The organism is Vibrio sp. V43_P6S15P86 (assembly GCF_009904725.1).
Lineage (GTDB): Bacteria > Pseudomonadota > Gammaproteobacteria > Enterobacterales > Vibrionaceae > Vibrio > Vibrio diabolicus.
Genome location: NZ_WXWT01000299.1, coordinates 1 through 9646, shown reverse-complemented (window position 1 = coordinate 9646; position 9646 = coordinate 1). Strand labels below are relative to the sequence as shown.

The 9646-nt window shown below is 43.9% G+C and carries 11 protein-coding genes; 6 read left to right on the top strand and 5 right to left on the bottom strand.

Annotated elements, in window-relative coordinates:
* Positions 1–78: 78 nt before the first annotated feature.
* Complete coding sequence (locus CAG69_RS13380) at positions 79–288, top strand: hypothetical protein (RefSeq protein WP_005393073.1); 210 nt, start codon at positions 79–81, stop codon at positions 286–288.
* A gap of 64 nt (positions 289–352) precedes the next feature.
* Positions 353–898: a phosphodiesterase gene (gene yfcE / locus CAG69_RS13375; protein ID WP_161444624.1), complete on the top strand. Its 546-nt coding sequence runs from the start codon at positions 353–355 to the stop codon at positions 896–898.
* Between the two features lie 38 nt (positions 899–936).
* Here the strand turns inward: yfcE and CAG69_RS13370 are convergent, their stop codons facing one another.
* Genes CAG69_RS13370 through CAG69_RS13355 form a run of 4 tightly spaced genes read right to left on the bottom strand, consistent with a single transcriptional unit; the run spans position 937 to position 3443 of the window.
* Complete coding sequence (locus tag CAG69_RS13370) at positions 937–1215, bottom strand: SelT/SelW/SelH family protein (RefSeq protein ID WP_005382088.1); 279 nt, start codon at positions 1213–1215, stop codon at positions 937–939.
* A 21-nt stretch (positions 1216–1236) separates the two neighbouring features.
* Positions 1237–1992 (bottom strand): sulfite exporter TauE/SafE family protein, encoded by a 756-nt coding sequence (locus CAG69_RS13365; protein WP_025766993.1) that lies wholly within the window; start codon positions 1990–1992, stop codon positions 1237–1239.
* A 46-nt stretch (positions 1993–2038) separates the two neighbouring features.
* Positions 2039–2554 (bottom strand): transmembrane regulator ToxS, encoded by a 516-nt coding sequence (gene toxS / locus CAG69_RS13360; RefSeq protein ID WP_161444622.1) that lies wholly within the window; start codon positions 2552–2554, stop codon positions 2039–2041.
* A 10-nt stretch (positions 2555–2564) separates the two neighbouring features.
* Positions 2565–3443, bottom strand: a complete 879-nt coding sequence (locus CAG69_RS13355; RefSeq protein WP_005393065.1) for a transcriptional regulator — start codon at positions 3441–3443, stop codon at positions 2565–2567.
* A gap of 271 nt (positions 3444–3714) precedes the next feature.
* Here CAG69_RS13355 and htpG point away from each other — a divergent pair, with 271 nt between their 5' ends.
* The 3 genes from htpG (at position 3715) to hemH (ending at position 7716) form a co-directional block, all read left to right on the top strand.
* The gene (gene htpG / locus CAG69_RS13350; RefSeq protein ID WP_161444620.1) at positions 3715–5619 is read left to right on the top strand and encodes a molecular chaperone HtpG; all 1905 of its coding nucleotides are present in this window, start codon (positions 3715–3717) and stop codon (positions 5617–5619) included.
* 321 nt (positions 5620–5940) lie between these two features.
* Complete coding sequence (gene adk / locus CAG69_RS13345; protein WP_005393061.1) at positions 5941–6585, top strand: adenylate kinase; 645 nt, start codon at positions 5941–5943, stop codon at positions 6583–6585.
* Between the two features lie 168 nt (positions 6586–6753).
* Complete coding sequence (gene hemH, locus CAG69_RS13340) at positions 6754–7716, top strand: ferrochelatase (protein ID WP_104974378.1); 963 nt, start codon at positions 6754–6756, stop codon at positions 7714–7716.
* Positions 7717–7757: 41 nt separating this feature from the next.
* Here hemH and CAG69_RS13335 read toward each other — a convergent pair whose 3' ends face one another.
* Positions 7758–9146 (bottom strand): peptide MFS transporter, encoded by a 1389-nt coding sequence (locus tag CAG69_RS13335; RefSeq protein WP_161444618.1) that lies wholly within the window; start codon positions 9144–9146, stop codon positions 7758–7760.
* A 334-nt stretch (positions 9147–9480) separates the two neighbouring features.
* On the opposite strand from CAG69_RS13335, the gene CAG69_RS13330 reads away from it, so the two are divergent.
* On the top strand, positions 9481–9646 hold a 166-nt coding region (locus CAG69_RS13330; protein ID WP_272925889.1), incomplete at its 3' end, for a transcription termination/antitermination NusG family protein.

Below are 9646 nucleotides of genomic sequence, written 5' to 3'. Positions count from 1 at the left end.
TAATATATGTTAGGTTGCATATGTGTTAATTCACCATTATTCTTTGCGCCCTAAGTCTATTGTCGAGGAATTTGTATCATGCCTTTAGTCTCTTGCCCTGTGTGTGAGAAACAAATCTCAAAGCGCGCTCACGCATGTCCAGGATGCGGAGAGCCAGACCCGCTGCACCACCTAGCTAAGTCAAAATTTATGTCGATGGTGTTTTGGATACTGGTGTTGGTTGGAACTGCGTATGCCGCATGGTTCTATATTTTGCCTATGGTCATTGAATCATTGCGCTATCAGTAGTCGTTGGTTGAGCTGTCATAAAAATGCCGTAGAATGACCTCGTACTTTGTGAGGAGACGATGTCGTGAAACTATTTTTTGCCTCAGATCTGCATGGCTCTTTGCCAGCAACTAAAGAAACTATTGAGCTATTTTTAGCCTCTGGTGCGGAGCACCTGATTTTGTTGGGGGATACGCTAAACCACGGGCCAAGAAACCCGATTCCAGAAGGTTACAACCCACCGCAGGTGGCGGAGCTATTGAACCAATACAGTGATCAAATTATATCTGTGCGTGGTAACTGCGATAGTGAAGTGGACCAAATGTTATTGAAGTTTCCAATGATGATGGATTACTCGTGGGTGCTACTTGAATCTGGCAAGAGAATCTTTTTGACTCATGGTCACTTGTACAACTCTGAAAAACGGCCGCCACTGCGTGAAGGTGATATCATCGCCCACGGTCATACGCATGTTCCTGTCGCAGAGATGCAAGATGGAGCCATTATATTTAACCCAGGCTCGATGACATTTCCACGTAATGGTTTACCAAGAAGCTTTGGTACTTTAGAAGACAATACGCTAACGGTAAAAACGCCAGGAGGCGAAGTCTTAGCACAAACCATGATTTAACGGTTTTACTAAGTAAAAAATAGGGAGCGAATTGCTCCCTATTTTGTGTCTGAATGTCCTAAATCGCGTTCTGGGTCGATAATGTCTCTAACGCGCTGTTTTAGCACCTTGGCTTCAGGAAAGCCGCTGTCTTTTTTCCGTTCCCAAATTTGCTGGCCATTACAGAAAATTTCGAAGCGACCACCTGTGTCCGGGTGTAAGCTGATTGTTTCTATTTCTTCGCTAAAAGTATGCAGTAATTCTTGCGATAGCCAAGTTGAACGCAACATCCAGTTGCATTGGCGGCAGTAATAAATATCAATGATTGCTTTATCCATGAAACTTTCCTTTTAATCTTTTTAAACCAGCAACTTGATGCCCACGGCAAACGTGAGAATTTCGAATGCAACTTTAATCACTCTGTTACTGTATCGAGTCGCGGCCCATGCGCCTAAACTGCCGCCTAGAAAAGAGCTTAACAATAAAACAGGTAACCAAGCCCAGTGAATAGGGGCCCCTGCCTGTACGACGGCAATGCCTCCAATGCCATTCCAAAACAGGCCGACACAAATCATGGTGTAAGCAACGGCTTGTTTGTAGTCGTAACCAAACCAGCGCACCAAAAATAGTGTCACGAGCAAACCAGAACCTGCGGTAAGAGATCCGTTAATGATGCCGATAAACAGTAAGCCAATTCCACCAATAACCCAACCGATAGGATGACGGTTACGTATTACTTCAGCTTGGCCTAGCGATGTCTTAAATCGCGAGTAGATACCTAGCGCTAGGATCATCGTACCGAGCATCTTTTCCGCGATACCATCAGGGATCTGTACAATTAAGTTAGCCCCTAAAATCACACCAATACTACCGGACAAGATAAGGTAGAGCGCGATTTTCCATTTAATAGTGCCTGATCTTAAATGCGTGCTTGCTGCGCCTAAGCCTAAAGCGACCGAAGCCACCTTATGTGTGCCTAGCGCAACGGAGAACGGTAAGCCGAGAAAGATGAGTAAAGGGAATTGAAGCAAGCCTGCTCCGCCACCAGAAAGTGAAGCCAGCGTGTTGGCGATTAGTGAACCGAAAAAAAGGGTAAGGGTATCTAGCCAATCCATAAGCAAAACAAAGGGGGCGTCTTGCCCCCTTATCATCCAATCAAAATTAGTTTTTAAACAGTACCGAAGAACCGTGGTTCAAGCTAGTGAGCAATAGTGTTTTTTCGTTCACGACGTCAATACGACGACTTTGCTCCGCATCTAGCTTAAAAATTTGAGTAATCAAACGTAGCTGTGCTTCGGAAAAGTCTTTTGATTGAGAAGATGAAATATCTTTAAACTCCGAAGGCGAGACCAACAAATAGTTGTCACTTACTTCCCAGCGGCCTTTTTCCGAGATATTTATCGTTGATTCTGCGGTTGAACCTTGAGCGAATAGTTTTATATTTGCTACGCGAATATAGTCACCATTAGGGAGATATTTTACGTTTGATTCAACATTAACTCGGCGTAGTGGGCCGACAGTATCGTCAGGCAAGCTGTCTGTAATAACCGTCACCATGGTTGACTGCCACTCATTGGCAGTGAGGACCTGTTCCACTTTTAGGTCGCTACCCCAATATAACCAACCACTGAAAAGAACGGATACGGCCAAAACCGCAGATGCTAATTTTATCTTCATTCTGGCCTCCTTATTTACAGATATCGGTTGGGTCATTTTGACCAGCGAAAATACGCAATGTCACGTTCTCATATGAATGTTGACTGTCGTGAATGTAGTTCAGAATCAGCTGATTGTTCTGGCCACCTGTAGCAATGACTTCTACCGGCATTGAATCTTCTGCATGGTATTTTACGTAGCGTTCAATGCACTGCTCAATGGACGGCAACCAACTATTGATTTGCGGGTGGTTCACTGGCGTCATCACAGGTACATTTTGATACTCACCAATCTGACGGAATTGGGATTCTGCAGGATTGGTGAAGAGCAATACACAAATAGGAAGCAGCAGAGACAAAAGAACGATCATACGCGGCAGCCAGTTATTAGTGTTAGCTGCTGGTTTTGGCTGTGCCTTAGGTAGTTCTACTTGAGGCTCTACTTCAGTCGTGGTGTCTGCCGCCGCTTCTGTTGACGGCGCGTCACTTGTTTCTATTTCCGCAGCGTGCGCTTCATTTTCAGAAGTGGCTTCTTCAACGTCAGTATTAGAGTCAGCAGATAATGGGCTTAAGCGTTCCACTGAACAAATGAGTTGATAACCGCGTTTAGGAACCGTTTTAACAAACTCTGGAGATTTTGTTGAGTCCTTCAACATCTTACGCAGAGTAGAGATCGCTTGAGTCAGGCTTGAGTCATCCACCTCAAAACCTTGCTCACGCCAAACAAACTCGTGAAGCTCGTTACGGGTTAAAACTTCGTTTGGTCTCTCTGCCAACATCAGAAGTATACGGCTTTCGTTGCTTCCTAATCGTACAACGTCGTTGCCGTTTTGTTGGTCAGCGAGCGAATTACTATTTGGATCAAAGGTGAACCTTTGAGCAAGTAGAAATTTGGTGCCGATGTTAGTCATTTAGTTCTTCTTAGATGGATGATGTTGTAATTATAGTGATTTATGTCACAAAATTACCGAAGCGCATGGAGTGCGCACGACATTTTAGATGCTTTTAGGCTGGTAGGATAATTAAATTTTTCTAAAAAAACACCGTTTTTAGCAATATTGACCTTGAATTTACATTTGTCAGCCACATGTTAAATGACATCTCAGTAAGGTAATTTCAAGGGGAAAGTCACAAACTTATCTTCATGAAAAAGCCAATTAGTTTAGATGTTATGGAGCACACATGAGCGAAACCGTATCTCAAAACAAAGAAACTCGTGGTTTTCAATCAGAAGTAAAACAACTACTGCATTTAATGATCCATTCTCTTTATTCAAATAAAGAGATCTTTTTGCGCGAGCTGATTTCTAACGCATCAGATGCATCGGACAAGCTGCGCTTCCAAGCGCTATCTAACCCAGACTTATATGAAGGTAATGCAGACCTTTGCGTGAAACTGTCGTTTGATGAAAGCGCAAATACCTTAACCATTTCTGATAACGGTATCGGTATGAGCCGCGATGATGTGATTGAGCACTTAGGTACGATCGCAAAATCCGGGACCGCGGAGTTTTTCTCAAAGCTGTCTGAAGAGCAGAGCAAAGACTCTCAGCTTATTGGTCAGTTTGGTGTTGGCTTCTACTCTGCGTTTATCGTTGCTGATGCCGTCACCGTACGCACTCGTGCTGCGGGCCTAGCCGCTGATGAAGCAGTACAATGGCACTCAGCCGGTGAAGGTGAGTACACCATCGAAAACATCACTAAAGAATCGCGTGGTACTGATATCATTCTTCACATGCGTGAAGAAGGTAAAGAGTTCCTAAATGAATGGCGTCTACGTGATGTGATCAGCAAGTACTCGGATCACATTGGCATCCCAGTTTCCATCCAAACTGTTGTTCGAGATGACGAAGGCAAAGAAACGGATGAGAAGAAGTGGGAGCAAATCAACAAAGCCCAAGCACTGTGGACGCGTAATAAATCGGATATCTCAGATGAAGAGTATCAAGAGTTCTACAAGCACGTATCACATGACTTTGCCGAACCATTGGTTTGGAGCCATAACCGTGTAGAAGGGAAAAACGATTACACGAGCTTGCTTTACATCCCATCTAAAGCGCCATGGGATATGATGAACCGCGACCACAAATCAGGCTTGAAACTGTACGTACAACGCGTGTTCATTATGGACGATGCAGAGCAGTTCATGCCGTCTTACCTACGTTTTGTACGTGGTTTAATAGACTCCAATGATCTGCCACTCAACGTATCGCGTGAGATCTTACAAGATAACAAAGTGACTCAGTCTCTACGTAATGCTTGTACTAAGCGTGTGCTAACGATGTTAGAGCGCATGGCTAAGAATGATGAAGAGAAATACCAATCATTCTGGAAAGAGTTTGGCCTTGTGATGAAAGAGGGTCCGGCAGAAGACTTTGCAAACAAAGAGAAAGTTGCAGGCCTATTGCGCTTTGCTTCAACTGAAGTGGATTCTGCGGAGCAAACCGTGGGTCTAGCTGCTTACGTTGAGCGCATGAAAGAAGGTCAAGATAAGATCTACTACTTGACGGCAGACAGCTATGCAGCTGCGAAAAACAGCCCTCACTTAGAGCAGTTCAAAGCGAAAGGCATTGAAGTTATCTTGATGTACGATCGCATTGATGAGTGGCTGATGAACTACTTAACTGAGTTTGACGGCAAGCAGTTCCAGTCAATCACAAAAGCTGGGCTCGATCTAAGTCAGTTTGAAGATGAAGCAGAAAAAGAGAAGCAGAAAGAAACTGAAGAAGAGTTTAAGTCGGTTGTAGAACGCACGAAGTCTTACCTAGGCGATCGTGTGAAAGAAGTCCGTACGACCTTTAAACTCGCGTCTACACCTGCTGTTGTGGTAACGGACGACTACGAAATGGGCACTCAAATGGCGAAGCTTCTTGCAGCGGCGGGTCAGGCAGTGCCAGAAGTGAAGTACATCTTTGAGCTAAACCCTGAGCACGAGCTGGTTAAGCGCATGGCTGACGAAGCGGATGAAGAGGCATTTGGTCGTTGGGTAGAAGTCCTGCTTGGTCAAGCAATGCTTGCAGAGCGAGGCTCAATTGAGGACCCAACGGAGTTCTTAGGAGCTGTTAATAAACTTTTGACTAAGGTGTAATAACCTCAGTACATCAAAAAGCTCGCATTTCGCGAGCTTTTTGTTTGTTGTCGCAAAATTTTGCATCTCAGGTGTTGAGTTAATAATCAATAGGGCGTGAAAGAGGGTATCGTTAACATTCTTTAGTCTTAATACACTCTTTGCGCGGTGAACCTGTGATAGAATCTGCGACTTGAATGTGAGTAATAAGGCGTGTATTTTTGCTCGCCTATATACGTTATACCGAAACTTATCGTTGCGAGTGCTTCTCGGGTTTGATGTCTAAGAAGCCCAGCTATTGTGAGCTTCGGTATAAATCTTAAATATTAAAGAGGATAAATCATGCGCATCATTCTTCTAGGTGCTCCAGGTGCAGGTAAAGGCACACAAGCAAACTTCATCATGGAAAAATACGGTATTCCACAAATCTCTACTGGTGATATGCTTCGTGCTGCTATCAAAGCAGGTACAGAGCTTGGTAAACAAGCTAAAGCTGTTATCGACGCTGGTCAGCTAGTTTCTGATGAAATCATCCTTGGTCTTATCAAAGAGCGTATCGCTCAAGAAGACTGTGCAAACGGTTTCCTACTGGATGGTTTCCCTCGTACTATTCCTCAAGCTGACGGCCTAAAAGAAATGGGCGTTGATGTAGACTACGTTATCGAATTTGACGTTGCTGACGATGTGATTGTTGAGCGTATGGCAGGTCGTCGTGCTCACCTTCCTTCTGGTCGTACTTACCACGTTGTTTACAACCCACCTAAAGTGGAAGGTAAAGATGACGTAACTGGTGAAGATCTTGTTGTTCGTGATGACGACAAAGAAGAAACTGTACGTGCACGTCTAGGTGTTTACCACGAGCAAACTGCACCACTAATCAACTACTACGGTAAAGAAGCTGAAGCAGGCAACACTAAGTACCTTAAGTTTGATGGTACTAAGCAAGTAGCTGAAGTTAGTGCAGATATCGAGAAAGCACTCTCTTAATTTACTGAAGTCAAAAAATTAATATTTTGATATATTGAAAGCGACCCAAGTGGTCGCTTTTTTAGTTTACTCGTAAACATATATCTAAATAACTTCAAGCTGCAGCGATGCAGCACTTTGAGGCTATTTAAGTATATGAACCAAGCCGTTTACCATGAATAGGATGTTATGAAAGAGAATAATAAACAGGGTGTACTCCTCGTGAACCTGGGTACTCCTGACGCACCAACCGCTCCTGCCGTAAAGCGCTTTTTAAGTCAGTTTCTTCATGATCACCGAGTGGTAGATATGACTCGATGGCTTTGGTGTCCGCTATTGCACGGCGTTATCCTTCCAATCCGAGCTCCCAAGGTTGCTAAACTCTACCAATCAGTTTGGATGGAAGAGGGCTCGCCACTGATGGTGTACTCTAAGCGTCAAACAGAAAAGTTGGCTCAAAAGCTTGATATGCCAGTCGAACTTGGCATGACTTATGGAAATCCAAGTTTGCAATCAGGTTTTGAAGCGCTGTTGGCTAAAGGGGTAGAGGAAGTCATCGTTTTACCTTTGTATCCGCAATACTCGGGCACAACAACGGCAGCGGTTTCTGACGGAATAACTAAAGCGTTTAAAAACCTGCCCGTGATGCCGGGCTTTAGCTTTATTCGGGATTACTACAATCACCCGAAATACATTGAAGCGTTAGCGCATTCAGTTCGTGAACATTGGCAAGAGTATGGTAAGGGAGACTACTTGCTATGTTCTTATCACGGTATTCCAAAACGTTACGCTGATAATGGAGATGTTTACCCTCAGCACTGTGAAGAGACGACTCGCTTACTCGCTGAAGCGTTAGGGTTAAACGAGCAACAGATAGGTATGACGTATCAGTCTCGATTTGGCCGAGAAGAGTGGTTACAGCCCTATACCGATAAAACCCTAGAGGCACTTCCTGCAAAAGGGGTAAAAAATATCAATGTAGTGACACCAGCATTCTCTTCGGATTGTTTAGAAACGTTGGAAGAAATCTCGGAAGAGTGTAAAGAGATTTTCCTTGAAGCAGGTGGTGAAAACTTTACCTACATTCCTTGTTTGAACGATAGTGAGCTTCATATAGAAATGATGGCTGAGTTAGTTCACTCTAAGCTTTAGGTACAAAAAGGGTCGCAAAAGCGACCCTTTTTGTAGAGCGATTAAGCGACTTGTACTTGCTGCTCTTCGACTTGTTCTGCTGTGCTGTGAGTATTCTCTGCACCATGCATCCAGCGAACGAGCGTATTCGAGAATAGAAGTAGGATGATACCACTCACGGTAGCGCTGACGGCAATGCCACTAAAGATAGCCATTGCGCCCAATTCTCCTACGTGAGATCCCACATAGCCCGCAACGTAGTTTGCAATCGCATTACAGCCAAACCATGCACCCATCATGAGTGAAGCTAAGCGAAGCGGTGCTAACTTGGTCACCAGTGAAAGACCAATTGGAGATAAGCACAGTTCGCCCAATGTATGGAAGAAGAAAGCTCCCACGAGCCACAACATTGATGTTTTTACCGTTGTGTCTCCACCTTGTTCTAGCACTGCGCCAACCATACATAGGAAGCCAATTGCCAAGAAAAATAGTGCCATCGCAAATTTCACTGGCGAAGTGGGTTCTCGTTTACCTAATTTTACCCAAAGGACAGCCAGAACTGGCGCTAGAGTAATAATGAAAAATGGGTTTAGTGATTGGAACCACGCAGCAGGAACTTCAAAACCACCAATCATGCGATCAGTATATTGTTGAGTGTAGATGTTCATCAGACCACCAGCTTGTTCAAAGCCTGCCCAGAAGACAATAGTGAATAAGCTCATGACCAGAATTACTTTTAGTCGATTCACTTCTTCTTTGGTGAGTGGCTGCTTCGTGGTTGAGTTTTTGTTGTTTAGATCTCGTTTCGCCGCCGGTTCGCGGCCAATGTCACCAAGCCAAGACTGAGCCAGTACCATTTGCATCACTAGGCTAACCAGCATACCCACACCAGCGGCAACAAAGCCTGCTTTCCAACCGTAAGAGGTTGTCACAGAGCCAGAAACGACGCCGGCAAGTAACGCACCTAAGTTGATACCCATATAAAAGATAGTGAATGCGCCGTCACGACGGTTGTCACCCTCTTTATATAAATCGCCAACCATGGTTGAGATATTCGGCTTAAAGAGGCCGTTACCAGTGATAAGCAGACCAAGACCTAAATAGAAACTGTGTAGCGAACCAATACCCAGAGCGTCAGCAGGAAGTGCGAGTGTAAACTGGCCGATAGCCATTAACGCGCCACCAAGCAAAATTGAACGGCGTTGACCTAGATAGTTATCCGCTAAGTAACCTCCGATGAGAGGTGTGATATACACAAGACCAGTATAAATACCGTATAGGTCTAGTGCGTCTTTGGTTGACCAGCCAAGGCCGCCATTCATCGTTGTATCTGTAAGGTAAAGTACTAGAATGGCGCGCATTGCGTAGTAAGAAAAGCGTTCCCACAGTTCAGTACCGAACAATAAGAACAAGCCACGAGGATGGCCGAAATATTGATGTTGGTTTGACATAAGCTCTTCTAATAATAGTTATTACATTTTTTAACGACTTCTACGTATACATTGCAATTTAATGAGTGACAAACAATAAAATTTTGCATTACGACTAAAGTTGTTTGTTAAGTGACTGTTTTTTAGTGGATTTACAGATGATATGATGGTGTGTTGGCTGTGTTACAAACTTAATTTCCATTTTTGTCTATGGACTTCTTCATGTAAGCTTTTGAAAAGATATCGTTAATGCGATCGATGTATAATCATACTTTTATAGATAAACTGAATGTCAATGACTCAACTTGGGCTTAATGCTAGGATAAAAACAAAATAGAATTGGCTAGTAAAAAAGATGAAACGTTGGTATCTACTTTATTGTAAACGTGGGGAGCAGGTTAGGGCGAAACAGCACCTTGAAAACCAAGGTGTAGAGTGCTTTTATCCAACTGTAGAAGTTGAGAAGATTTTGCGCGGGAAAAGACAAAAAGTCGAAGAGCCGCTGTTTCCTTGTTATGTGT